22 protein-coding genes are annotated in these 22,784 nt (G+C 71.3%); 17 read left to right on the forward strand and 5 right to left on the reverse strand.

The annotated features are described in order from the left end of the window. Positions 1–155: 155 nt before the first annotated feature. On the reverse strand, positions 156–956 hold the full coding sequence (locus AC5L38_RS02435) for an SDR family oxidoreductase (protein WP_495241076.1): 801 nt from the start codon (positions 954–956) through the stop codon (positions 156–158). 229 nt (positions 957–1,185) lie between these two features. On the opposite strand from AC5L38_RS02435, the gene AC5L38_RS02440 reads away from it, so the two are divergent. The 5 genes from AC5L38_RS02440 (at position 1,186) to AC5L38_RS02460 (ending at position 4,714) form a co-directional block, all read left to right on the forward strand. Then, positions 1,186–1,584: a phage holin family protein gene (locus AC5L38_RS02440; protein WP_495241077.1), complete on the forward strand. Its 399-nt coding sequence runs from the start codon at positions 1,186–1,188 to the stop codon at positions 1,582–1,584. Next, positions 1,581–2,300 carry a DUF3618 domain-containing protein gene (locus tag AC5L38_RS02445; RefSeq protein ID WP_495241078.1) on the forward strand — a complete coding sequence of 240 codons (720 nt, stop codon included), beginning with the start codon at positions 1,581–1,583 and terminating at the stop codon, positions 2,298–2,300. Before AC5L38_RS02440 ends, AC5L38_RS02445 begins: the two co-directional genes overlap by 4 nt. Beyond that, positions 2,301–3,308, forward strand: coding sequence for a YihY/virulence factor BrkB family protein (locus AC5L38_RS02450; RefSeq protein ID WP_495241079.1), 1,008 nt, complete (start codon positions 2,301–2,303; stop codon positions 3,306–3,308). Between the two features lie 344 nt (positions 3,309–3,652). Beyond that, positions 3,653–4,228, forward strand: coding sequence for a hypothetical protein (locus tag AC5L38_RS02455; protein WP_495241080.1), 576 nt, complete (start codon positions 3,653–3,655; stop codon positions 4,226–4,228). A 9-nt stretch (positions 4,229–4,237) separates the two neighbouring features. Next, the gene (locus tag AC5L38_RS02460; protein ID WP_495241081.1) at positions 4,238–4,714 is read left to right on the forward strand and encodes a VOC family protein; all 477 of its coding nucleotides are present in this window, start codon (positions 4,238–4,240) and stop codon (positions 4,712–4,714) included. A gap of 43 nt (positions 4,715–4,757) precedes the next feature. Here AC5L38_RS02460 and AC5L38_RS02465 read toward each other — a convergent pair whose 3' ends face one another. Then, the gene (locus AC5L38_RS02465) at positions 4,758–5,453 is read right to left on the reverse strand and encodes a TenA family protein (protein ID WP_495241082.1); all 696 of its coding nucleotides are present in this window, start codon (positions 5,451–5,453) and stop codon (positions 4,758–4,760) included. Positions 5,454–5,694: 241 nt separating this feature from the next. On the opposite strand from AC5L38_RS02465, the gene wrbA reads away from it, so the two are divergent. The 12 genes from wrbA (at position 5,695) to AC5L38_RS02525 (ending at position 18,044) form a co-directional block, all read left to right on the forward strand. Further along, positions 5,695–6,360, forward strand: a complete 666-nt coding sequence (gene wrbA, locus AC5L38_RS02470) for an NAD(P)H:quinone oxidoreductase (RefSeq protein WP_495241083.1) — start codon at positions 5,695–5,697, stop codon at positions 6,358–6,360. A gap of 144 nt (positions 6,361–6,504) precedes the next feature. Beyond that, positions 6,505–7,203, forward strand: a complete 699-nt coding sequence (locus AC5L38_RS02475) for a FadR/GntR family transcriptional regulator (RefSeq protein WP_495241084.1) — start codon at positions 6,505–6,507, stop codon at positions 7,201–7,203. A gap of 186 nt (positions 7,204–7,389) precedes the next feature. Further along, positions 7,390–7,908 (forward strand): MaoC family dehydratase, encoded by a 519-nt coding sequence (locus tag AC5L38_RS02480; protein WP_495241085.1) that lies wholly within the window; start codon positions 7,390–7,392, stop codon positions 7,906–7,908. 73 nt (positions 7,909–7,981) lie between these two features. Next, entirely contained in the window at positions 7,982–9,142 is a 1,161-nt protein-coding gene (locus AC5L38_RS02485) for an acyl-CoA dehydrogenase family protein (RefSeq protein ID WP_495241086.1), read from the forward strand. A 174-nt stretch (positions 9,143–9,316) separates the two neighbouring features. Further along, a complete protein-coding gene (locus tag AC5L38_RS02490) occupies positions 9,317–9,751 on the forward strand; it encodes an HIT family protein (protein WP_495241087.1) in 435 nt (144 codons plus the stop codon). 144 nt (positions 9,752–9,895) lie between these two features. Beyond that, positions 9,896–11,092 carry a sensor histidine kinase gene (locus tag AC5L38_RS02495; RefSeq protein WP_495241088.1) on the forward strand — a complete coding sequence of 399 codons (1,197 nt, stop codon included), beginning with the start codon at positions 9,896–9,898 and terminating at the stop codon, positions 11,090–11,092. Between the two features lie 93 nt (positions 11,093–11,185). After that, entirely contained in the window at positions 11,186–11,947 is a 762-nt protein-coding gene (locus tag AC5L38_RS02500; RefSeq protein ID WP_436757331.1) for a LytR/AlgR family response regulator transcription factor, read from the forward strand. Beyond that, a complete protein-coding gene (locus tag AC5L38_RS02505; protein WP_495241089.1) occupies positions 11,944–12,579 on the forward strand; it encodes a DUF485 domain-containing protein in 636 nt (211 codons plus the stop codon). The genes AC5L38_RS02500 and AC5L38_RS02505 overlap by 4 nt, the downstream gene beginning before the upstream one ends. A gap of 121 nt (positions 12,580–12,700) precedes the next feature. Beyond that, the gene (locus AC5L38_RS02510) at positions 12,701–14,200 is read left to right on the forward strand and encodes a sodium/solute symporter (protein WP_495241090.1); all 1,500 of its coding nucleotides are present in this window, start codon (positions 12,701–12,703) and stop codon (positions 14,198–14,200) included. A 551-nt stretch (positions 14,201–14,751) separates the two neighbouring features. Next, the gene (locus AC5L38_RS02515) at positions 14,752–15,933 is read left to right on the forward strand and encodes an MFS transporter (RefSeq protein WP_495241091.1); all 1,182 of its coding nucleotides are present in this window, start codon (positions 14,752–14,754) and stop codon (positions 15,931–15,933) included. Between the two features lie 174 nt (positions 15,934–16,107). Further along, positions 16,108–16,437 carry a DUF485 domain-containing protein gene (locus tag AC5L38_RS02520; RefSeq protein ID WP_362867719.1) on the forward strand — a complete coding sequence of 110 codons (330 nt, stop codon included), beginning with the start codon at positions 16,108–16,110 and terminating at the stop codon, positions 16,435–16,437. Next, positions 16,434–18,044 carry a monocarboxylic acid transporter gene (locus tag AC5L38_RS02525; protein WP_495241092.1) on the forward strand — a complete coding sequence of 537 codons (1,611 nt, stop codon included), beginning with the start codon at positions 16,434–16,436 and terminating at the stop codon, positions 18,042–18,044. The genes AC5L38_RS02520 and AC5L38_RS02525 overlap by 4 nt, the downstream gene beginning before the upstream one ends. Before the next feature lie 142 nt (positions 18,045–18,186). On the opposite strand, the gene AC5L38_RS02530 is transcribed toward AC5L38_RS02525, so the two are convergent. The 3 genes from AC5L38_RS02530 to polX form a co-directional block, all read right to left on the reverse strand. Further along, on the reverse strand, positions 18,187–19,110 hold the full coding sequence (locus AC5L38_RS02530) for an aldo/keto reductase (RefSeq protein WP_495241093.1): 924 nt from the start codon (positions 19,108–19,110) through the stop codon (positions 18,187–18,189). Between the two features lie 61 nt (positions 19,111–19,171). Next, on the reverse strand, positions 19,172–20,689 hold the full coding sequence (locus AC5L38_RS02535) for a WS/DGAT/MGAT family O-acyltransferase (RefSeq protein ID WP_495241094.1): 1,518 nt from the start codon (positions 20,687–20,689) through the stop codon (positions 19,172–19,174). Positions 20,690–21,010: 321 nt separating this feature from the next. Next, positions 21,011–22,696 carry a DNA polymerase/3'-5' exonuclease PolX gene (gene polX, locus AC5L38_RS02540; RefSeq protein WP_495241095.1) on the reverse strand — a complete coding sequence of 562 codons (1,686 nt, stop codon included), beginning with the start codon at positions 22,694–22,696 and terminating at the stop codon, positions 21,011–21,013. Between the last annotated feature and the right edge of the window lie 88 nt (positions 22,697–22,784).

Consider the following 22,784-nt stretch of genomic DNA (forward strand, 5'->3'; position numbering starts at 1 on the left):
ATCGCGCTCATCGTGCCACGCACTATCCCAAGAGGCTCATCTTCGCCCGTACCTCTACTTTTCCACCACTGGACACGCGAGCCTCCCTATGATCATGACGTATCCCGGCCGCGAGAGTGATCGACCTCCCCGGGGGCCCGTGCGGGGCGTGGGGCTCAGCCCTCGCCGAACACGTCCCGGCCGCCGAACGGCGCCGCGGCGAACCGGCGCAGGATCTTGCCGGTCGTCAGCCAGCGGACGTGGGCGCCGTTGCGGGCCCGGGACACGGCCCGCTCGGCCAGCCAGGGGGCGACGGTCTCCACCCGGTCGGCCAGGATGTTGAACGTCTTCTTCGCCCTGCGCAGCTCCTGCGGGTCGTAGTCGTGGGTGAGCATGTCGGTCACCACCATCCCCGGGCTGAGCAGCCCGATCGACACGCCCGGGGGCATCTCCCCGGCCGCCGCCCCCGTCAGGTAGGTCAGCGCCCGCTTGGTCGCGCCGTAGACGCCCAGCCCGGGGACCGTACGGCCGTCGCTGCCCAGCCCCTCCATGTTCCACACGTGCCCGGAGCCCTGGGCGGCCATCCCGGCCACCGCCACCGCCGTGCCGTTGAGCACCCCGGCCAGGTTCACGTCGAGGACCGTCCTGGCCTCGTCCTCCGGCAGCCGCCACAGCGGCTCCCTGCGGTGGGAGACCCCCGCGTTGTTGATCCACAGGTCCACTTGTCCGAACCTCCCGGCCGCCGCGTCCCACAGGGCCTGGACCTGGCTCCGGTCGGCGACGTCGGCGACCATCGCCAGGACGTCCCGCCCGGCCGAACCGTCCGAACCGGACGGCTCGGACAGCTCGGCCAGGGCCCTCTCCACCGACTCGGCGCGGGTGCCGCACAGCGCGACGCGGTGACCGCGCTCCAGGAACGCCTTGGCCATGCCGAGGCCGATGCCCCGGGTGCCGCCGGTGAGCACGATGTTCGTCATGGTCGCCTCTCGATCGGTCGATGAAACGGTAGGGGGTGGTCGGTGCGGCGGCGGCGGGGAGCGGGTCTCCCCGGGCCCGGGGAACGGGTGGAACGCGGGCCGGGCAGTGGTTCGCCGCGCCCCACGTCGCGGTGTCGCCCCCGTACCCCCTGTGATCATCGCAGCCAGGTCCATGTTTGCCGGGGGAGGAGGGGGTAGACGTCCTTTCCTGTAGGGGAGGAGGCAGCCCATGACCAACACCAAGGAATCACTCCCGACGTCCGAGCTGATCAAGCAGATGTCGGAGCAGGTTTCGCGTCTCGTCAAGGACGAGCTGCGCCTGGCCAAGGCCGAGCTGACGGAGAAGGGCAAGCACGCCGGAATCGGCGTGGGGCTGTTCGGGGGAGCCGGAGTCGTGGCGCTGTTCGGGGCGGCCGCCCTGATCGCCGCGGTGATCCTGTTCCTCGCGCAGGTCATGCCCCCGTGGGCGGCCGCCGCGCTCGTGGGCGGAGTGCTGCTGGTCCTGGCCGGAGCGCTCGGGTTCTTCGGCAAGCGCCAGGTCGCCGAGGCCGCCCCGCCGACCCCCGAACGGACCATCGAGAGCGTCAAGGACGACATCGACGCGGTGAAAGAGAGGGCGCACCGATGACTGAGACAGACCCGGGCGGACCCGAGCGGCCCCAGGCCGTGGCCGGAACCACCGGATCCCGCAGGAAGGGCGTCGACGAACCGGTGACGCCCGAGGAGAGCGGATCGCTGAACATCCCGCCGAACCAGCCGGACGGCACGCCCAGCGAGGACCTCGGTGTCACCGGGTCCGAGCGCGACGGCACGCCCCGGCTCCCGGGAGATACGACACTCGCCGCCGTTCCGGACACCACGGCGGCGACCACTCCGTACGCCAACACCGGTGCCACCGGCGGCGCGACGGAGACCGGCAAGACCGTCGGAGACGACGGGAAGGACACGGAAAGCGTGCGGCGGGACATCGAGGAAGCCCGCCGCGAACTGGGCGACACAGTGGAGGCACTGGTGCACAAGACCGACGTCAAGGGCCGTTTCCAGGAGACCGCCGCTCAGGTGGGCGACGACCTGCGCAAGGTGGGGGCGGCGACCGCCACCACGGCCACCGAGATGGTGGAGCGGGTCAAGGTGGCCGCTCCCGAGATGGTCGGCAAGGTGAGGGAGGCCGCCCCCGAGGTCGTCGGGCGGGTCAAGGAAGTGACCCCCGTCGAGATCAAGGACGCGGCGGGCAGGGTCACGACCGAGGCGGGCAAGCGCCCCGTCGTGACGGCCGCGGCGATCGCCGCGCTCGCCCTGGTCGTCTTCCGCGTCCTGCGGCGAGGCAGGAACAAGAAGAAGTAGATGACCGGCAGCACCGACAGGGCCGCCCCCGGCGATTCGCGGGGGCGGCTCGCCCTTGTCCCAGACACCCCCTCCCAACTGCCCCGGGGGGCATGGTGGGGGGTCCTCAAGCGGACCGTCCTGGAGTTCCAGCGAGACGGCCTGCCCGACTGGGCGGCGGCCCTCACCTACTACGCGGTGCTGTCGATCTTCCCCGGCCTGATCGTGCTGGTGTCCGTGCTCGGGCTGGTCGGCCAGGACGTGATCTCCACCATCCTGTCCCAGGTCGCGGCGCTCGCCCCCGGCGACGTCACGAAGCTGGTGACGGACCAGGTGAACCAGGTGCGCGGCAGCGGCAGCACGAGGGGTTTCCTGGCGATCGCCGGTCTGCTGGTGGCGCTCTGGTCGGCCTCCGGCTACATCGCCGCCTTCGTCAGGGCCGGGAACGCGATCTACGACATCCGTGAGGGGCGCCCCCTGTGGAAGCTGACCCCGCTGCGGATCGGGCTCACCCTGGTGCTCGTCGTCCTGATGGCCGTGGCGGCGGTGGCCGTCACCTTCACGGGAAGGCTCGCCGAGGTGGCGGGCGAGGCCCTGGGGTTCGGGCAGACCGCGGTCACCGTCTGGGGGTTCGCCAAGTGGCCGGTCCTGGTGCTGATCGCCGCGGGCCTGGTGATGCTGCTCTACTGGGCCGCGCCCAACGTCCGCCAGCCGGGATTCCGCTGGATCAGCCCCGGCGGGCTGCTGGCCGTGCTGCTCTGGGTCGTCGTCTCGGCCGGGTTCGCGGCCTACGTCGCCAACTTCGGCTCCTACGACAAGACCTACGGCACGCTCGGCGCCGCGGTGGTGTTCCTGGTCTGGCTGTGGCTGTCCAACATGGCCATCCTGCTGGGCGCCGAGTTCGACGCCGAACTCATGCGGCAGCGCCAGATCGCCGGGGGCCACCCGCCCGAGAGCGAGCCGTACGCCGAGCCCAGGGACGAGGCGGAGCACGAGAGCGGCCCCCTTCCCGGTCCCGGCGAACGCTGACCCCGACCCCGGTGGCCGTCCCTCCCGGAGCGGTGGCCGTCCCTCCCGGAGTGCGGGGCAACGGGGCGGTCACCGGAGATCCGGCCGAGTCCTGTGCGCGCAGGCGAGCCAAACTCATGTCTGTCGGGGTAATCTGACCGTTTCCGGGTGGGCGGCGGACCCCCTCCTCTCCGCCCGCCCGGACCCTCCCGCGGCCGGCGCCCCGTCAGGTCCCCGTTTCCGGCCCGGAAGGCGAACTATGCTGATCTCGGGCACGCGAGGAGCCGAGCGCATGTAGCGTTCTCGGACAGGACACGATTCTCGGGCAGGAAACGATTCTCGGGGCAGGACACACAGGAGGTCTCATGCGCCGTGCTCTCGGGATCGCCGCGGGCCTCGCCCTCATCGCGGCCGCCCTGTCGCCGCTGCCGCAGGCCCAGGCCAGCTGCGTCACCGCCGCCAAGAAGTGCCAGGGCAAGCCGCTGATCGGCATCGAGGTGACGGCCGGAGACGTGCCGCGCCCGGACGCGGCGGGCCGGGTCTCCTACACCCTCGACTACTCCATGACCTGGACCCCCTCCTTCGCCCCCTACTGGGGCGCCTTCTGGGTGGGCGGACGGTTCCCCGAGGGCGCGCGGGGCCCCACCCGGGCGGTGCTGCTCGACGGCTCCGGCGAGCGGATCGCCGTCCTGCGCTGCCGAGAGCGCTCCGACGGCGTCTGGTGCGCCACCGGAAGCCACGTCCCGCACCGGGGGCGGATCGTCTTCACGGCCCGCCTCGCGCCCGGCACCGAGACCAGGGCCGCGGCCAGGCTCGGCTTCGACAGCTTCGAAGGGCTCGACAGGGAGGAGGCCGACCTCGGTCTCAGCCGGGCGCAGGCACGGAAGAAATTCTGCGAGCACCTCTTCACCACGACCGTCACGACGACGCAGGCCCCCTGAGGAGACGAGTTGAACGCCGTACTGACCGGTGTGCACCACCTCAAGATCTGGGTGAGCGACCTGGAGCGGAGCCGCTCCTGGTACGAACGGGTCCTGGGACTGGAGCACCACACCAGCTTCGAGGACGACGACGGCGTGATCCGGGGCATGAGCTTCACGGTCCCCGGCGCGGCCTTCCAGATCGCGCTGCGCGAGAACCCCGACCTGGCCAGGGCGCTCTTCGACGCCGACCCCTTCGCGCTCCAGGTCACCCTGGAGGGGCTCCATGAATGGGCCGCCCGGTTCGACGCCCTCGGCGTCCCGCACGGCCCGGTCTTCCGGGCGTCCTCGGGCCACGCGATGGGCGTCACCGACCCCGACGGCGTCCAGATCCGCCTGTACGCCCCGGACGAGGAGGTCCACGCCGCCCAGGTGGGCACCGAAGGCGTCTACCGGCCCGGCCAGGCCCCCTACACCACCCCCGCCCGCGATCTGGACCAGGACTGACAGGTCCCTCCCCCACGCGGGCGGGCGGTCGTCCGGCGTCCGCTCAGGAACCGGCGGCCATGTCGAAGAAGCGCAGCTCCAGCCGTACGGCGCGGCGGAAGAAGTCGAGCACGCGCAGCCGCCCCTCCTCGCCCAGCTCGGGGCCCAGCCGGTCCAGCTCGCCGCGCAGGAACTGGACCCAGGCGCGGAAGGCCGGGCCCTCGTGCAGCTCGATCCACTCGCGGTGCACGAAGTTGTCCGGCAGCGGCTCCTCGGCGCGGGAGGCCCAGCCCAGGTAGGCCCACTCGGCCACGCACAGCACCGCCAAAACGAGCGGGTAGTCCAGGCTGGTCCTGGCCTCGTCCATCAGGGCGCGGAAGTCCGCCGTGACCGGCTCCAGCTCGGGTGAGGTCATGTCCGCGGGGGTGGCGCCGAGGGCGGCGAGGGCCCGGTGGAAGTAGGTCAGCTCCTCGGTGGTGGCGATCTCGCCCAGGAACTGGCCGAACGGCACCCGCGACTCGAAGCTGTCCGCGCAGGCCACGGCCGCCCCGAGCAGGGCGGTGAAGGAGTCGACGAACTGGAAGTCCTGGACCAGGTAGCGGCGCATGTCGTCGTCGGGCACGTCCCCCCGCGTGATCGACGCGGCGAACGGGTGGCTCACCACCGCCGTCCACTCCGGCTCGCTCAGCGAGCGCAGCCACTCGCTGAAGGCGGGATCGACGGCACTCTCGCGCCACTCGTCATAGGGGGTCTGCTCCACGGGCCTCTCCTCGGGATCTCGGCGACTCGCCGTCTCGGCTTTCCGGCGTCGCGTCTTTCGGTGTCTCGTGTCTCGATCAGCGTGAATGCTAGCTCCGCGGGGCCCGGCGCGCGGCGGCCCCGCGCATTCCGTGATCGTCCAGGTCAAAGAGTCTTTGCAGGTCAGGACGGGTTCTTCTGGGGATCGTCGGGCACGTTCCGGCAGGACGATCCCGAAAGGGCACCCGGGGGGATGTGAGGCAGTGACCGAAGAGGTGGTGACCGGCGAGGCGGTGACCGAAGAGGCGCTGACCGGGCCGGTCGTCAACGTCGCCGTCATCTACTACTCGGCCACGGGCACGATCTTCACGCTGGCCAAGGCCGCCGCCGCGGCCGCCGAGAAGGCCGGTGCCGAGGTGCGCCTGCGCAAGGTCAGGGAACTCGCGCCGGCCGAGGCCATCGCCTCCAGCCAGGGCTGGGCCGCCCACGCCGCGGCCACCCAGTACGTCGTGGAGGCCTCGCTGGAGGACCTGAGATGGGCCGACGTGCTCCTGTTCGGCACGCCAACCCGTTACGGCAACCCCACCGCCCAGATGCGGCAGTTCATCGACACCACCGGCGGGCTGTGGGCCCAGGGCCTGCTGGTCGACAAGTTCGTGTCGTCGTTCACCGCGAGCTCGACGACCCACGGCGGGCAGGAGAGCACGATCCTCGCGATGAACAACACCTTCTACCACTGGGGCGCGATCATCGTGCCGCCCGGCTACGCGGACCCCGTCCAGTTCCGCTCCGGCAACCCGTACGGCACCAGCCACACCTCCGACAACGGCACGATCCCGCCCGGCGACGTGCAGCTGGAGGCGATGGACTTCCAGGCCCGGCGGGTGGTGGAGATCGCGGCGGCGTTCCTGCGCGGGCGCATGCCCTGACGCGACGTCCTGCCGCGACCGCCGGGCACCCGCCTCGGGGCGGGGTTCTCCCGGTTCTCCCGCTTCACCCGGGAGGCCGCCCCGGACACCCCGGGTGGCCGCCGGGCACCTGTTCCGGCGGCGGTGTTCCCTTACGATCGCTGGGTGACCGCCTACCAGGCACTCGCCGCCGACCTGCGCCGTCGCATCGTCTCGGGAGAGTTCCAGCCGGGGGACCGGTTGCCCGTGGAGCCCGAGCTGTGCGCCCGGTACGGCGTCAGCCGCAGCACGGTCCGCGAGGCGCTGCGCCTGCTGGCCAGCCAGCATCTGATCAGGACCGCACGCGGCGTGACCGGGGGCAGCTTCGTCGCCCGCCCCGACCCCGACCACATCAGCGCCTACCTGGAGACCAGCTTCGACATGATGCGGGTGGGCATCGACCAGCTGACGGAGATCCGGGAGCTGCTGGAGGTCCCCGCGGCGGGACTGGCCGCCCTCCGCCGCTCCGGGACGGACCTCGACCTCCTGCGCGGCTGCATCGCCGGTGCGAGCGGCCGCGCGCCCGGCGAGGTCTTCGAGCCCAACCGCGACTTCCACGTGGTGCTGCTCCGCGCGGCGGGCAACCCGCTGCTCGAAGTCGTCGCCCGGCCGGTCTTCGAGGTGCTGGAAGGGCGGTTCGTCCGCGAGCGGGCCCCGCGGGCCGCCCTCGACGGCATCGACCGCGAGCACCGGGTCATCCTGCGCCACGTCGAGGCCGGAGACGCGGCGGGTGCCCGCGAGGCCACCCTGCGCCACCTGGAGAACCTCAGGACCGCCTACTACCCCAGCGTGGAACGGCCGCCCGCCCCCGAGTCCCCGGCGTGAGACGGGCCTTCCGGCTTCCAGCGGGATCTTCGAAGGGCTCCGGAAGGCCTCTCGGAGCCTCCCGCGGAGTACGAGGGCCTTTCCCGGGGTCTTCGCCAGGAGCGGGGGAAGAAATGACGGGGCGGCCATTGACCGCCAAAACATCAGACGATTAGCGTCGAGGTCCCGGCGTCCAGGGGAGAGACCGTGACCGTGCACGAACCCGGCCTCGGCCGGTACTACGAGGACTTCGTCGTCGGCGACGTCTACCAGCACCCGCTCGGCCGCACGATCAGCGAGGCCGACAACACCTGGTTCACCCTGCTGACGATGAACACCAACCAGAACCACTTCAACGCCCACTTCGCCGAGCGCGCCCCGGTCGGGAAGATCATCGTCAACTCCGGCCTGTCCGTGGCGATCGTGCTCGGCATCTCGGTGATCGACGTCAGCCAGACCGCCCTGATGAACCTCGGCTGGGACGAGATCAGGCTGACCCACCCGGTCTTCCTGGGCGACACCCTGTACGCGGAGTCGATCGTGCTGGAGAAACGGGAGTCGCGGTCGCGGCCCTACGCCGGGATCGTCACGTGCAAGACCCGCGGCCTCAACCAGGACGGCGACGAGGTCATGTCCTGGCGCCGCACGGTGATGGTCTACCGCCGCGACGCGCCGCAGGACAAGAACTACTTCCCGCGGGCCAAGACCGGCCCGCTCACCCCCTGACGGCCGTGTCCCCCCGGCGGGCCGGGACCGGCCCGCCCACCCCCCGAGGACCGCTTCGCGGAAAGGACCCCGTATGGACTTCGAGCTCAACGAGGAGCAGCAGCTGTTCCGCCGGACCCTGCGGGAGTTCGTCGACAAGGAGATCGTGCCGGTCGCCTCCGAGTGGGAGCGGGCCGGCCGCTACCCCACGGAGATCGTCGAGGGCTTCAAGGAGATGGGGCTGTTCGGGATCACGATCCCCGAGGAGTACGGCGGGCTGGCCCTGGACCGGGTGTCGTTCGCCCTGGTCTTCGAGGAGATAGCGCGCGGGTGGATGGGCGTGGCCGGGGTGCTCGGCTCGCACTCCCTGGCCGCCTGGATGATCGCCCGCTACGGCACCGAGGAGCAGAAGGACGCCTACCTGCCGGACCTGGCCACCGGGGCCCGCCGTACCGGCATCGCGCTGACCGAGCCCGCGGCGGGCACCGACCTGCAGGGCATCCAGACGCGGGCCGTCCGCGACGGCGACCACTACGTGATCAACGGCACCAAGACGTGGATCACCAACGCCCGGCACGCCGACCCGATGCCCGTCCTGGTCAAGACCTCCGTCACCGACCCCGCGCACCGCGGCATGTCCCTCCTTCTCGTCGAGGCCGACACCCCCGGGTACACCGTCAGCCGCGACCTGCCCAAGCTCGGCTACAAGGGCACCGAGACGTGCGAGATCGTGCTGCAGGACGTGCGCGTCCCGGTGTCGGCGCTGCTCGGCGGGACCGAGGGGCGGGGTATGCAGCAGGCCCTGTCGGCCCTGGAACTCGGCCGGATCAACATCGCCGCCCGCGCGGTCGGCCTGTCCCAGTGCGCCTACGACGCCGCGCTGAGCTACTCGCGCGAGCGCCACGCCTTCGGGCAGCCCATCGCGGACTTCCAGGCCATCCAGCTGAAGATCGCCGACATGGCCACCGACATCCAGGCGGCCCGGCTGCTGACCTACTGGGCCGCGGTCCGCTCCGAGGGCGGCGCGGTGAACTCCGAGGCCGCGATGGCCAAGTACTTCGCCTCGGAGGTCGCGCTGCGCGCCACCACCGAGGCGATGCGGATCCACGGCGGCTACGGCTACTCGCAGGAGTTCGTCCTCGAACGCCTCTACCGGGACGCGCCCCTGATGGCCATCGGGGAGGGCACCAACGACATCCAGCGGATGGTCATCGCGAGGTCCCTCATCTCGGGCGCGGCCAAACTCGGCTGGTGACAGAGCCGGTGACAGAGCCGGTGACAGAGCCGGTGACAGAGCCGGTGACAGAGCCGGTGACACGGCCGATGACATGGCCGGTGACATGACCGACGACACGGCCGCGCTCCCGCGCCGCCGGGAGATCACCGCCGGGAGGTCGTACGGCCGCCCGGTGCCTCCTATGCTGACGTGATGCCGGTTTCTGATGCGGTGCCAGGTGAGGACTGTCTGTTCTGCGCCATCGCGGCCGGGGAGCGGCCGGCCCACGTCGTCCTCTCCGACGGCGTGGCCGTCGCCTTCCTGGACACGCGGCCGGTCTTCAAGGGGCACGTCCTGGTGGTCCCGCTGGCGCACGTCGAGACGCTGACGGACCTGCCGGTGCCGATGGTCGGCCCGTTCTTCGAGCGTGTCCGCGCCCTGTCCGCCGCCGTCGAGAGGGGCCTGGGGGCGGCCGGCACGTTCGTCGCGATGAACAACCGGGTCAGCCAGAGCGTCCCGCACCTGCACGCCCACGTCGTTCCCCGCAACCGCAAGGACGGCCTGCGCGGCTTCTTCTGGCCCCGTACGAAATACGAGGACCCCGCCGAGGCCGAGTCCTACGCCCGTCGCGTCCGCGAAGCCCTCTGAACTGTCAGGACGCTTCTGATCTACAACGTAAAGGCGCCGGGCCGGTCGACGATACCGAGGGTTTCGCGGTGAAGGTCCAGATGTGGTCTCACGTGATCTCCAGGGACGAGGCACGGGCGTGGCCGGGCGTATAAGGTCCGGAGCGTGGAACCCCTCGTTGCCGTGTTGCTGGTCGCCGCCCTGGTCGGCGTACCGGCCCTGGTGCTGTGGCGGGTGTTGCGCGGGCGCAGGGAGCTGGGCAGCAGTCCCGCGGAGCGGGCCACGTTCGAGACGCTGCACACCGCGTCCCTGGCCGCGCCGCCGCTGCGGGCTGGGCTGACCGAGGCGGGGGCGCAGAAGGCGTCCCGCTACCTGCGGGAGCTGCTGGGCTCCCCGGCGCTGGCGATCACCGACGAGGAGCGGCTGCTGGTCTACGACGGCGAGGGCGACCACCACGCCCGCGAGGCGTTCGCCCACGCCGCCAAGACGCTCGCCGGGGGCCGGACCCGGGTGCTGGGGCCCGAGGTCGTCTCGTGCGACCTTCCCGAGTGCCCGATCAGGTTCGCCGTGGTGGCGCCGCTCACCACCGACGGCAGGGTGGTGGGCTCCCTGGCCGCGTACGGCGGGCACGCCTCGGCGGGTCTGGTCAGGGCCGCCCACGAGGTCGCGAACTGGGTCGACTCGCAGCTGGAGCTGGCCGAGCTGGACCGGTCGAGAACGCGCCTGATGGAGGCCGAGGTGCGGGCGCTGCGCGCGCAGATCTCCCCGCACTTCATCTACAACTCGCTGACGACGATCGCGAGCTTCGTCCGTTCCGATCCCGACCGCTCCCGCGAGCTGCTGCTGGAGTTCGCCGACTTCACCCGCTACTCCTTCCGGCGGCACGGGGAGTTCACCACGCTGGCCGAGGAGCTGCGTTCCATCGACCGCTACCTCACCCTGGAGCGGGCCCGTTTCGGTGACCAGCTGCAGGTGACGCTGCGCATCGCCCCGGAGGTGCTCGCGGTCGCGGTGCCGTTCCTGTGCCTGCAGCCCCTGGTGGAGAACGCGGTCCAGCACGGGCTGGAGAGCAAGCCTGGGATCGGGCGCATCTCGATCGTCGCCGAGGACGCCGGGGCCGAGTGCCGGATCAGCGTGGAGGACGACGGCGTCGGCATGGAGCCCGACCGGTTGCGCCGCATCCTGGCCGGTGACGCCGACGAGCGTTCGGGGGCCGGGGGAGTGGGGCTGGTCAACGTGGACGAGCGGTTGCGTCAGGTCTACGGTGACGAGTACGGCCTGGTGGCGGAGACGGCGAAGGGGGCCGGAACGAAGGTCAGTGTCCGCCTGCCCAAGTATCATCCGGGTGTCTCCGCCCGTTGAGCCCGACCCTTCCCCCGTACCAAAAAGTTGACAGGCGATGTCTGATTCATCACCCTCTAGAAATTCCCTCGTGAACGACCTGGAGGAGTGACCGTGACCGGCCTGCGCGTCCTTGCGGTGGACGACGAGCTTCCCGCGCTGGAGGACCTGGCCTACCTGCTCCGCGACGACCCCCGCATCGGGGAGGTCTCCCTGGCCAGGGACGGGGCCGCCGCGCTGCGTGTCCTGGACCGGGCGATCGCCGACGGGCGGCCGATCGACGCGGTGTTCCTCGACATCCGGATGCGGGGCCTGGACGGGGTGGTGCTCGGCCGGTTGCTCTCGCAGTTCGCCAACCCGCCCCGGGTGGTGTTCGTGACGGCCTACGAGGAGCACGCGGTCGACGCCTTCGAGATCAAGGCCGAGGACTACCTGCTCAAGCCGGTACGGCCGGAGCGGCTGGCCGAGGCGATCCGCAGGGTGTTCGTCTCCGCGGAGCTGCCGGAGATCGAGGGGCCCGGCCGGGCCGACCCCGACACGATCCCGGTGGAGCTCGGCGGTGTCACCCGGTTCGTGGCCAGTACCGAGGTCCGGTACGTGGAGGCGCAGGGCGACTACGCGCGCCTGCACACCGCGGGCGGCAGCCACCTCGTGCGCATCTCGCTGGCCACGCTGGAGGAGCGCTGGTCCTCGGCGGGGTTCGTGCGGGTGCATCGCAGCCATCTGGTCGCGGTCAAGCACATCGACGAGCTGCACATCGACTCGGGCCGGTGCGTGGTCCGCATCGGTGAGACCGAGATCCCGGTCAGCCGCCGTCACACCCGCGAACTGCGTGATCTGCTGGTCCGCAGGGCGCGCCGGGGCAGGTCCGAGTGAGCCGCGACCCCGGGCCGGGGGAGGGGGCCGAGCGGGCCGAGCCGGTCGAGCGGGCCGAGGGGGCCGGGCGGGTCGAGGGGGCCGGGCAGGGCGAGCGGGCCGAGCGGGCCGAGCGGGCCGAGCCGCGCCGGTGGATCGCCGACCGGTCGCGCAGGGAGTCCGAGCGCCCGCGTAAGGACGCCGAGCGTTCGCGTAAGGACGGCGACCGGCCGCGTAAAGACGGCGAGCGTTCGCGCAGGGACGGCGAGCGGACGCGTAAGGACGAGCGTCCGCGGCGCGAGGTGGTGACCAGTCCTCGTACGATGGCCCCCCGCCACCCCCGCTACCCGGTCAGCCGCGAGATCGACGAGCAGACCCGGCTGGGCGAGGTCTACATGCGCTCGCTGGTCCGCACCCAGTTCCGCCTGGCACTGTTCGTCTGCACGGTGCTGGGGTGCGTGGTGGCGGGGCTGCCGCTGATGTTCCTGCTGGTGCCGAAGCTGCGCGCGGTTCACGTGCTGGGGATCCCGCTGCCCTGGGCGGTGCTGGGCGGGCTGATCTACCCGGCGTTCGTGATCGGTGCCTGGCTCTACGTCCGGCAGGCGGAACGCAACGAGCGCCACTTCGCCGAACTGGTGGACAGGGCCCGTTGACCGGGCGGCGGAGCGTCCCGGGGGCCGAGGGCTCCCGGCTGGAACCTGAGCTTCCCGCGGTGGGAGACGTCGCGGGAGACGTCGTGGGAGATGGCATGGAAGGCCTCGGGGGAGGCGCCGGATGAGCACCGCGTACGGTGTGACGGCGGTGGTGCTGGTGGTGCTGGCGGCGGTGCTGATCGGCGCGTTCGGGATAAGGCTGTCGCGGACCACCTCCGACTTCTACGTGGCCTCCCGCACGGTCTCCCCGCTGTGGAACGCCTCCGCCATCGGCGGGGAGTATCTGTCGGCGGCGAGCTTCCTGGGCATCGCCGGGCTGATCCTCACCTACGGCGCCGACATGCTGTGGCTGCCGGTCGGCTGGACGGGCGGCTATCTGGTGCTGCTCGTCCTGGTCTCGGCGCCGCTGCGCCGTTCGGGCGCGTACACGCTGCCCGACTTCGCCGAGGCGCGGCTGGAGTCGATGGCGGTGCGGCGGATGGCCGGGGTGCTGGTCGTGCTGATCGGCTGGCTGTATCTGATGCCGCAGTTCCAGAGCGCGGGGCTGGTGCTGCGGGCCATCACCGGTGCCCCCGAGTGGGCGGGGGGCCTGCTGGTGGCGGCCGTGGTCGCGGTGAACGTGATGTCCGGCGGCATGCGGTCGATCACGTTCGTGCAGGCCTTCCAGTACTGGCTGAAGCTCACCGCGCTGGCCGTGCCGCTGGTGTTCCTGCTGCTGGCGTGGCGCGACGGCGGCGCGCCGGGGCTGAGCGCGCGGGACGCGGCCACGTGGGCGCTGCCGCTGGCGACCGGCAGGGAGTACGGCCTGTACTCGACCTACTCGCTGATCCTGGCGACGTTCCTGGGCACCATGGGGTTGCCGCACGTGCTGGTGCGTTTCTACACCAACCCCGACGGCCGGGCGGCGCGTCGTACGACGCTGGTGGTCCTGTCGCTGCTGGGTGCCTTCTACCTGCTGCCGGCGGTGTACGGCGCGCTGGGCCGGATCTACGTCCCGGAGCTGGAGGGCAGTGACACGGTGGTTCTGTCGCTGCCGGGGAGGCTGATCGGCGGCGTGGCCGGGGATCTGCTGACGGCGCTGGTGACGGCCGGGGCGTTCGCGGCGTTCCTGTCGACGTCCTCGGGGCTGACGGTCTCGGTCGCCGGGGTCATCGGGCAGGACATCCTCAAGGGCGGGGTGCGGTCGTTCCGGGCGGCGGCGGTGCTGGCGGTGATCGTTCCGCTGGGGCTGGCGGTCTTCGCGCGCGCGTTGCCGGTCGCCGACGTCGTCGGGCTGGCGTTCGCGGTGGCGGCCTCCTCCTTCTGCCCGTTGCTGGTGCTGGGCATCTGGTGGCGGCGGCTGACCCCCGCCGGCGCGATGGCGGGGTTGCTCGCCGGTGGTGGTCTGGCCTGCGGTGCGGTGTTGATGACGATCGGCGGGGGGCCGCACACCGGTCTGGTCGGTGCCCTGCTGGCCCAGCCCGCCGCGTGGACGGTGCCGATCGCCTTTCTCGTCATGGTGGTGGTCTCGTTGCTGACGCCGGGGCGCATCCCGCCGAACGTGGCGCGCACGATGGTGCGCCTGCACACTCCGGAGATCCTCAATCTGGACCGGGGTGACTGGCGGCCCCGGTCCTCCTGACGGTTCCGGTTCTCCTGGGGCTCCGGGTTTCCCGGCGGTCCCGGTCCTCTTGACGGCTCCGGCGAGCTGTGACGAAATGACGCTTATGGACCGACATTTCGGTTGTTCTGACTAGATTTGGTACTCGCCGGCTCCGGTGACGAGGCGCTCGCCGAGGTCGGCGACGCCACTGCCGTGCTACCCGGGAGCCGGGTGGGACTTCGGTCGGGACTTCGGTCGGGACTTCGGTCGGGACTTCGGTCGGGACTTCGGTCGGGACTTCGGTCGGGACTTCGGTCGGGACTTCGGTCGGGACTTCGGTCGGGACTTCGGTCGGGACTTCGGTCCACTGTCGCGTTCCCCGAGAAGCGGTCGGGATCTTGGCTCGCCGTCGCGTTCACCGACAGCCGGTCGGCGCGTCGCTTCGCCGCCACGCCGTGCGATGGCCGTTCGGCGCGTCGCCTCGCCGCCACGCCGCGCGGGAGCCGGGCGCCGTACGGGAGCCGGGCGCCGTGCGGGAGCCGGGCGCCGTGCGGGAGCCGGGCGGCGCGCGGGTCCGACGGTCAGCGGTGATGCCGGAGGTCCTGCGCCGGCCCCGGTTCCGGCTCATCTACTTCGGGATGGCCGTCAGCCTGCTGGGCGACGCCTCGCTGCTGCTGGTGCCCGGGATCCTGGCCAAGAGCCTCACCGGCTCCGACGCCGCCGCCGGGCTGACCCTGTTCTTCTTCACGCTGCCGCTGTGCCTCTCGCCCCTCTTCGGCTATCTGATCGACCGGGTCGACCACAGGAGGCTCCTGGTCGTCACCTGCGTGCTGTCGGGCATCTCGCTCGCTCCGCTGGTCGCGGTCACCGGGCCGGACATGGTGTGGCTCATCTACCCGGTGTCGGCGGCCATGGGCTGCTCGTACGCGGTGATCTTCTCCGCGCTCGGCGGGCTGCTCAAGGTCATCCTGCCCGAACACCTGCTGGCCGAGGCCAACGGCGCCCTGCACACCACCCGGCAGGGGCTGCGCCTGTTCGGGCCGCTGCTGGGGGTGGCCGTCTACACCGGCTTCGGGCTCGGCGCGCTCGTGCTGTTCGACATGGTCACCTTCCTGGTCGCCGCGGGGGTCTTCGCGATGCTCCCCGCGCCGGATTCCCCCGTGCCCGCCTCTCCCGCCGTCTCCGGCCACTGGCGCGAGGAGTTCTGGGCCGGGGCCCGTCACCTGTCGGCCGACCCGCCGCTGCGCCGCGCGGCCGTGGCGCTGTGCCTGATGTTCGCGCTGGCCGGGGCCACCGAGTCGTTGATCTTCGCGGTCATCGAGCGCGGTCTCGCCAGGTCGCCGGAGTTCACCGCGTTCACCTCGACCGCGATGGGTCTCGGCGCGATCGCGGGGGGACTGCGGAGTTCCACGGTGATCGCGCGCCGGGGCGAGCTGTTCGCGATCGGGGCGGGCATCGGCCTGTACGGGGTGGCGGTCATCTGCTGGGTGGTCCCCGCCGAGACGGTCGTGCTGGGGGCGATGATGGTGGCGGGCGCCGGGCTGACCCTGGAGGGGGTGGCCAGGACGACCCTGCTGCAGCGCCGCAGCCCCGGCCACCTCGTCGGCCGGGTGTCCACCGCCTTCGAGTCGCTGGCCGGGTTCGCCCAGCTGCTGTCCCTGCTCGGGGGCGCGGTGCTGGTCTCGCTCGTCGACTATCGCCTGCTGCTGACGGTGGTCGGCCTGACGGTCTGCTGCGCCGCGGTCTACGCCCTGCGGGGCGGGCCGTGGTGAGAACGGGCTCCGCCGCGGACCGTTCGTCGTACGAGACAGACCTTTCACCGCAAGCCCGACCCAACTGAACGCGACTCGGCGGCGCCTCGGCGAAGAGTCCGCGTGCGGGTCTCCTCCACGGGTAGCGTCCACCCCTACGTTGTCGGTGATCCAGATCACATTTTGGGAGGTCCCGTGACCGCCAGGCAACATGATTCATCGGTCTACGAAGAAATTCAGACCGACGAACGATTCCAGGAGTTGAAGAGGCGTTTCCGGGCCTGGGCGTTCCCGATGACCGCGGCGTTCCTCGCCTGGTACCTGCTGTACGTCGTCCTGTCCGCCTGGGGGCGCGACTTCATGGGCACGAAGCTCTTCGGCAACATCAACGTGGCGCTGATCTTCGGCCTGCTCCAGTTCGTGTCGACGTTCGGCATCGCCTGGGCCTACTCCCGTTTCGCCGAGAAGAAGCTTGACCCGCTGGCCGACGAGATCCGCCACGAGGTCGAGGGGAAGACCGAATGAGCCACCAGACCCTCTCCACCATCCTGTTCCTGCTGTTCGTCGCGGGAACGCTGGGCATCACCTTCTGGGCGAGCCGCAACACCAAGGACGCCACCGACTACTACGCCGGTGGCCGGTCCTTCAGCGGCGTGCAGAACGGTCTCGCCATCGGCGGCGACTACATGTCGGCCGCGAGCTTCCTGGGCATCGCCGGGATCATCGCCCTGTCGGGTTACGACGGCTTCCTGTACTCGATCGGCTTCCTGGTCGCCTGGCTGGTGGCGCTGCTGCTGGTCGCCGAGCTGATGCGTAACTCCGGCAAGTTCACCATGGCCGACGTGCTGGCCTTCCGGATGAGCCCCCGCCCGGTCCGTACGGCGGCGGGCGTCTCCACCATCACGGTGTCGATCTTCTACCTGCTGGCCCAGATGGTCGGCGCGGGCGCGCTGGTCGGCCTGCTGCTCGGTGTCACCTCGCCGACGGGCAAGGCACTCACGATCGTCGGCGTCGGCATCCTGATGATCGTCTACGTGGTCGTCGGCGGCATGAAGGGCACCACCTGGGTGCAGATCGTCAAGGCCGTGCTGCTGATGGGCGGCGCGACCCTGGTCACCCTGCTGGTGCTCGGCCACTACGGCTTCAACCTGTCCGGCCTGCTCGGCGAGGCCGCCGCCCAGAGCGGCAAGGGCGCGGCCTTCCTGGAGCCGGGCCTGAAGTACGGCACCGAGGCGCAGGGCCTCGCGGGCAAGATCGACCTGATCAGCCTGGGCCTGGCGCTCGTCCTCGGCACCGCAGGCCTGCCGCACATCCTGATCCGCTTCTACACGGTTCCCACCGCCAAGGAGGCCCGCAAGTCGGTCCTGTGGGGCATCGGCATCATCGGCACCTTCTACCTGCTCACCCTCGTGCTCGGCTTCGGCGCGGCGGCGCTGGTCGGCGGCAAGGCGATCGTGGCGCAGGACAAGGCGGGCAACACGGCGGCACCGATGCTCGCCGAGGCGGTCGGCAAGACCATCTTCGGCGAGGTGGGCGGCACCATCCTGCTCGCCATCATCGCGGCGGTCGCCTTCGCCACGATCCTCGCGGTCGTCGCCGGCCTGACGCTGGCCTCCAGCTCCTCCTTCGCCCACGACCTGTACGCGCACGTGTTCAAGCGCGGCAACGTCACCGACAAGGAGGAGATCCTGGTCGCCAGGATCTCGGCGTTCGTCATCGGCGCGGTCGCGATCGGGCTCGGCATCCTCGCCCAGGGGCAGAACGTGGCCTTCCTGGTCGCGCTCGCCTTCGCCGTGGCGGCCTCGGGCAACCTGCCCGCGATCCTCTACAGCCTGTTCTGGAAGAAGTTCAACACTGCGGGCGCGGTCTCGGCCATCTACGGCGGCCTGGCCTCGGCGCTGATCCTGGTGATCTTCTCGCCGGTCGTGTCGGGCAGCGCCACCGCGCTGTTCCCCGACGCGAACTTCGCCTGGTTCCCGCTGAGCAACCCCGGCATCGTCTCGATCCCGATCGGCTTCCTGGCCGGGTTCATCGGCGCCCGCCTCAGCAAGGAGTACAGCTCGGAGAAGTACGCCGAGATCGAGGTCCGCTCGCTCACCGGCATCGGCGCCGAGAAGTCCGCCTCCCACTAGAGCCCGTACCAGACCCCCCGTACACCTCGTGCGGAGGTGCGGGAACCCGGGGCCCGGCCGCGTCGCGGCCGGGCCCCGTCGTCGTTGGTGCCCGGCGGGCCGCTGGACGCGGGGCGTCCCGCGGCCCGCCGGGGCCGGGAGACTAGCGGGACGCCTCGTCGAGCACGGCCAGCTCGTCCTGCGACAGCGTCAGGTCGGCGACCGCGAGCAGCGGCCGGAGCTGCTCGACGTCGCGGGCGCTGGCGATCGGCGCGGCCACCGTGGGCTGGGCGGCCAGCCAGGCGAGCGCGACGGTGGCCGGGGCGGCGTCGTGGGCGGCGGCCACCTTGTCCAGGGCCTCCAGCACCCGCGGGCCGCGCTCGGACTTCAGGTAGGCCGACGCCTGTCCCGCGCGCGGGCTGTCGACCGTGACCCCGGGCCGGTACTTGCCGGTCAGGAAGCCGCGGGCCAGGCCGAAGTAGGGGGTGCTGGTCAGCCCGGCCTCGGCGACCACGTCGCGCAGCGGCCCCTCGTAGTCGCGCTCGATGAGGTTGTAGTGCTGCTGCAGCACCCCGTAGCGCGCCAGACCGGCCTCCTCGGAGATCGCCAGCGCCTCCGCGAGCCGCTCGGCGCTGTAGTTGGAGGCGCCGATGTTGCGTACCTTGCCCTCGGTGATCAGCTCGTCGAACGCGCCGAGGGTCTCCTCCAGCGGGGTGGCCGCGTCGTCGATGTGGGCCCAGTACAGGTCGATGTGGTCCGTACGGAGCCGCCGGAGCGAGTCCTCGGCCGCCGCGCGGATGTTGGCCGCCGACAGCCCGGCGCGGCCGTTCAGCGAACCGACCTTGGTCGCGACCACGATCCGGTCGCGGTTGCGGCGGGAGGCCATCCACTCGCCGATCACGGTCTCCGACTCCCCGCCGACGTGCCCGGGAGCCCACTGGGAGTAGACGTCCGCGGTGTCGACGAAGTTTCCGCCCGCTTCGGCGTAGGCGTCCAGGACGGCGAAGGAGTTGTCCCGATCGGCGGTCCAGCCGAATACGTTGCCACCGAGGCAGAGCGGGAACAGGTTCAGCTCAGAAAAGCTCATGGACCAACTCTATTTCTTGACCTGCCGGGTGGTTGAACCGCGCGGGGAATGGCGGAATCTCTCAGGCGGGGACCATTTCCCTGGCCGGCGCGGGCCGCTCCACCGGGCCGATCCGCGCGGCCGGGGCGGGCTCGATCTGCTCCATCAGCTCGTCCATGGCCTCTCGCAGGTGGCCCATGAGCCGCCACACGTCGGCCACCCGGTCCGGGCAGGACAGGATGCCGAAGTCGAGCGAGCCGTCGTAGGAGAAGCAGGTGATGTTGACCCCGCCGCTCACGTCGGTCAGCACCGACATGGGGTGGTAGGCGAGCACCCTGGCCCCGCACAGGTACAGCGGGAGCTGCGGCCCCGGCACGTTCGAGACGATCAGGTTGATCGGCGGCAGCACGATCGAGGCCAGCCGGAACACCGCGGAGGTCGCCAGCGCGGTGACGGCCGAGGGCAGCATGGACGACAGCTCGCCCAGCCAGGCCGTGGGGGCGCCGGCGAAGCGCCGCTTGGCGCTGAGCATCGAGCCCGCCATGACGCGCAGCCGCTCGCGGGGGCAGTCGAGATCGGTCGGGATCGGGGTGACCATGACGGAGATCTGGTTGCCGACCGTCTCCCGCGCGCTCGCGGTGCGGACCGCGACCGGGACCGCGGCGATCAGCGGCCGGTCGGGCAGCGCGTCGCGCTCGCGCAGCCAGGCGCGCAGCGCCGAGGCGCACAGTGTCATGACCACGTCGTTGACGCTGGCCCCCGCGTTCTTGGCGACCCGCTTGACGTCCGCGAGCGGGATCGACCCGTAGGAGAAGCGCCGCTCGGCGCCGATCGGGCCGTTGAACGGGGTGCGCGGCGCGGTCAGCATGGGGGGCTTCGACGGCTCCGACGGCTCCGGCGCCATGCCCGCGATCATCCGGGTGGCGGCGGCCACCTGCCGGGCGCCGGGCAGCGCGGAGGTCAGTGGCATCGTGTCGAGCTCGGTCGCCATGCGGCCCAGGGAGTACAGCGTCCTGGCGGGCTGGAGCACCGTCCTGGCCACGGCCCCGGCGAGCATGCCGGCCAGGCCGGGGGCGGTGGTGCGAGGCTCGGGCGCGGGCCGCTCGACGGCGCGCGGCTCGGGGGTGAGGTCCAGCAGCGCCGCGAGCAGCTCCGCCCCCGACACCCCGTCGATGGCGCAGTGGTGGACCTTGGCGTACAGGGCGACGCGCCCCCCGGTCAGGCCGTGGATGAGGTGCATCTCCCACAGCGGGCGGTCCCGGTCGAGGTGGCGCTCGTGGATCCTGGCCACCTTCTCGGCGAGCTGGGCCTCGTCGCCGGGGCCGGCGAGGGTCACCTCGTGGACGTGGCCGGCGACGTCGAGGTCGGGGTCTTCGGTCCAGTAGGGCCGGTCGAGGCCGAACGGCACGGTGGCCAGGCGCAGCCTCAGTGCCGGGGCCAGGTGCAGCCGTTCGCGCAGCAGCCCGACCAGGCACTCGCGGGTGAGGGCCCCGAGCCTGGAGCAGGCGGGGTCGAGGATGGCCAGCCCGGCGACGTGGGCCGCCGTGGTCGCCGACTCGGCGTGAAGGAACTGCGCGTCGAGCGCGGTCAGCTGGCGCATCGGTCGGGCCTCCTGGCGGAAAGTGGGAGAGCGCGTGTTGCCATCATCACGTCGGCACGTTTCCCTCTCGTTTCCTCCGTAGGACCTCCGGCGTCTTTTCGACGTCCTCAGATGAGGCGCGGAGGCCTGTCGATCATCACTTTCCGTAATCTTCCCATTTCACACGGTAGACATGCCTTCAAGGGCGGGGCATCCCGGCGATCTTTTCCGAAGGTGATACCCGCCCGTGAGTGTCCGGCGCCGGCCGTCTTGCATGTATTTCCGCCAGGAAAATGGGTAATGCGGAAGGGGTGACACGCCCCCCGCCCCCCGGAGGCCGCCTCAGCGGCCGAGGAAGGCGAGCAGCCGCTTCAGCGGCCAGGTGTTGATCACGTCGTCGGTGGTGAGCCAGCCGCGCTGGGCGACGCCGATGCCGAACCGCTGGTTGTCCAGGTGCGGGACCGCGTGGGCGTCGCTGTCGACGGAGAACTTCACGCCGTGGTGGTGCGCGAGCCGCACCAGGTCGGCGGGCAGGTCGGAGCGGTCGGGGAAGGAGTCGATCTCCATCGCGGTGCCGGTGCGGGCCGCGGCGCGGAACACCTCCTCCCAGTCGGCGTCCACCGGCGGGCGGATGCCGATCCTGCGGGTGGTCGGGTGGCCGATGATGTGCACGTGCGGGTTCTCGCACGCGGCGACGAAGCGCCGGGTCATCTCCGCGCGCGACTGGTTGAAGTGGGAGTGGACGCTGGCCACGCACACGTCGAAGCCCTCCAGCACCTCGGCCGGCCAGTCGACCGAGCCGTCGGGGGCGATGTTCAGCTCGCTGCCGTGCAGCAGCCGCATCTTGGGATACTTCTTCTGCAGCTTGCCGATGCGCTCGCGCTGCTCCAGGGCCTTGTCCAGCTTCATCCGGTGCATCGCCAGGTCGGGCGCGTGGTCGGTCACCGCGTAGTAGGAGTAGCCGCGGGCCGCGGCGGCGGCGACCATGTCCTCCAGGGAGGCGATCCCGTCGGTCAGGTCGGTGTGGGTGTGCAGGTCGCCCTTGAGGTCCTTGACCGTGACCAGCTTGGGCAGCTCGTGCTTGAGCGCGGCGGCGATCTCGCCGCCGTCCTCGCGCAGGGTCGGCGGGATCCACTCCATGCCGAGCGCCTCGAAGACCTCCTCCTCGGTCGCGGCCGCGATCACCCGGTCGCCGTCGAACAGGCCGTACTCCGAGAGCTTCCAGCCCTTCTTCACGATGATCTCCCGCAGGTGCACGGTGTGCTCCTTGGATCCCGTGAAGTACATCATCGCGGCGCCCCAGGACTCGGCGGGGACCAGGCGCAGGTCGACCTGGACGCCCTGGGCGGTGCGGATCGAGGTCTTCTTCTCGCCCGAGGCGACGACCTCCGCGACGTAGGGCTGCGCCTTGAAGTCGTCCATCAGCGACTCGGGGCCGACCACGAGGACGTCGATGTCGCCGACGGTGTCCTTCATCCGGCGCAGCGACCCGGCGTAGGCGATCCGCTCGGCGCCGGGCAGCGAGGCGACGACCCGCTCCGCGAGGTCCATCGCCGTGCCGGTGTGCATCCTGGCGCTGTGCTCGGCCAGGTGCTCGACACCTTTGAGAAGGTTCTCCACCGTCTTGGCGCCGAAGCCCTTGACGCCGTCGAGGCGCCCCTCGCCGATGGCCTTCACCAGGGCCTCGGGGGAGTCGATGCCCAGCTCCTGGAAGAGGAAGACGGCCTTCTTCGGACCCAGCGAGGCCACCCGGGTCAGCCGGCGCACCCCCTGGGGGACCTTCTCGCGCAGGTCGTCGAGCTGGCGGAAGCTGCCCCGCTCCAGGTATTCCTCGACCTTCTTGGCGATCGCCTCGCCCACCCCGGCCACGCTCCGCACGGGCACGGTCGTGATGTCGTCGGGAAGCCCCGCGATCGCCCTGGCGGCCTTCTGGTAGCTGCGGACCCGGAACGCGTCTCCGCCGTTCATCGCGAACAGCTCGGCGTACTCCTCCAGGGCGGCGGCGACGTCGTCGTTAGCTCGTGCCATGTCCCCAGCCTAGAAGATCGCACCGACATTTCCCGGTCCCGGCCTCACGTGACACCGGGCGGCGCGCGCCGCCGCGCCGCCCGGTGTC

The sequence above is a fragment of the Streptosporangium nanhuense genome (genome assembly GCF_059358815.1).

Excerpts from the sequence above, each read along its gene's own strand:
- AC5L38_RS02435 (WP_495241076.1), bottom strand. The coding sequence starts at position 956 with ATGACGAACATCGTGCTCACCGGCGGCACCCGGGGCATCGGCCTCGGC.
- AC5L38_RS02440 (WP_495241077.1), top strand. The coding sequence starts at position 1,186 with ATGACCAACACCAAGGAATCACTCCCGACGTCCGAGCTGATCAAGCAG.
- AC5L38_RS02445 (WP_495241078.1), top strand. The coding sequence starts at position 1,581 with ATGACTGAGACAGACCCGGGCGGACCCGAGCGGCCCCAGGCCGTGGCC.
- AC5L38_RS02450 (WP_495241079.1), top strand. The coding sequence starts at position 2,301 with ATGACCGGCAGCACCGACAGGGCCGCCCCCGGCGATTCGCGGGGGCGG.
- AC5L38_RS02455 (WP_495241080.1), top strand. The coding sequence starts at position 3,653 with ATGCGCCGTGCTCTCGGGATCGCCGCGGGCCTCGCCCTCATCGCGGCC.
- AC5L38_RS02485 (WP_495241086.1), top strand. The coding sequence starts at position 7,982 with ATGGACTTCGAGCTCAACGAGGAGCAGCAGCTGTTCCGCCGGACCCTG.
- AC5L38_RS02490 (WP_495241087.1), top strand. The coding sequence starts at position 9,317 with ATGCCGGTTTCTGATGCGGTGCCAGGTGAGGACTGTCTGTTCTGCGCC.
- AC5L38_RS02510 (WP_495241090.1), top strand. The coding sequence starts at position 12,701 with ATGAGCACCGCGTACGGTGTGACGGCGGTGGTGCTGGTGGTGCTGGCG.
- AC5L38_RS02515 (WP_495241091.1), top strand. The coding sequence starts at position 14,752 with ATGCCGGAGGTCCTGCGCCGGCCCCGGTTCCGGCTCATCTACTTCGGG.
- AC5L38_RS02525 (WP_495241092.1), top strand. The coding sequence starts at position 16,434 with ATGAGCCACCAGACCCTCTCCACCATCCTGTTCCTGCTGTTCGTCGCG.
- AC5L38_RS02530 (WP_495241093.1), bottom strand. The coding sequence starts at position 19,110 with ATGAGCTTTTCTGAGCTGAACCTGTTCCCGCTCTGCCTCGGTGGCAAC.
- AC5L38_RS02535 (WP_495241094.1), bottom strand. The coding sequence starts at position 20,689 with ATGCGCCAGCTGACCGCGCTCGACGCGCAGTTCCTTCACGCCGAGTCG.
- polX (WP_495241095.1), bottom strand. The coding sequence starts at position 22,696 with ATGGCACGAGCTAACGACGACGTCGCCGCCGCCCTGGAGGAGTACGCC.